Source organism: Photobacterium profundum (assembly GCF_003026285.1).
GTDB lineage: Bacteria > Pseudomonadota > Gammaproteobacteria > Enterobacterales > Vibrionaceae > Photobacterium > Photobacterium profundum.
Genome location: NZ_PYOD01000047.1, coordinates 1 through 681 on the forward strand (window position 1 = coordinate 1; position 681 = coordinate 681).

General features: G+C 30.0%; 1 protein-coding gene. It reads left to right on the forward strand.

Annotated elements, in window-relative coordinates; translation table 11 throughout:
• Positions 1-66 precede the first annotated feature (66 nt).
• Positions 67-348, forward strand: coding sequence for a hypothetical protein (locus C9J48_RS27690; protein WP_036802649.1), 282 nt, complete (start codon positions 67-69; stop codon positions 346-348).
• Positions 349-681 lie beyond the last annotated feature (333 nt).

Consider the following 681-nt stretch of genomic DNA (forward strand, 5'->3'; position numbering starts at 1 on the left):
GAACAAGTATCAAGCTCTGAACCTAAAATATAATAAAATGTTATATTAATTACGACAAGGAGTCATATGACTATGAAATATCAGTTTTTCACCATACCGGCTAGTGATAGAAAAAAATTTACTTTCCTTGATATGTCATCAAGTACGTTTCTAGTTGAAAAGGAAAAATTACTTTCTCAGGGATTTGAAGTAGAGGATGATGCAATCTATGCAGAAAATTCTAATGAAGCCGTTGAAAAATTCAAGTCAAATTATGTTTATGTCCTAGAAGAGTACAATATTTCAACAAACCCATTTTATAGTCTATTACTAATTTTCAAATGGCTTAAAAGTAAGATAAGCAGCTAGGGTTATCTCGCAATACTTTTAATTAATATAACAAAAACATCAAGTTGATACGTTTTACTCCGCAGTTTTGGTTCGGAGTTCAGTGCGCTTGGTGAGTTATCCGTGGTGCAACTTATGTTAGACGTTATGCATGTTTAGCTTATTGAAATCTCAGAACTGTCATAGGATTATAAAATATAATCCTATTGATAAATTATGTTACTTACTTTTCATTGGTATAACAAAAAATACCATTAACGTTAGTTGTAAAACTACAAGTAATATTTGTAAGTATGAATTTGAAGTTTCGTCAGTTGCTATCATCAGTAAAAATCATGTAACCATTAATTTTAC

Coding starts and splice junctions, on each gene's coding strand:
- C9J48_RS27690 (WP_036802649.1), top strand. CDS start 67: ATGACTATGAAATATCAGTTTTTCACCATACCGGCTAGTGATAGAAAA.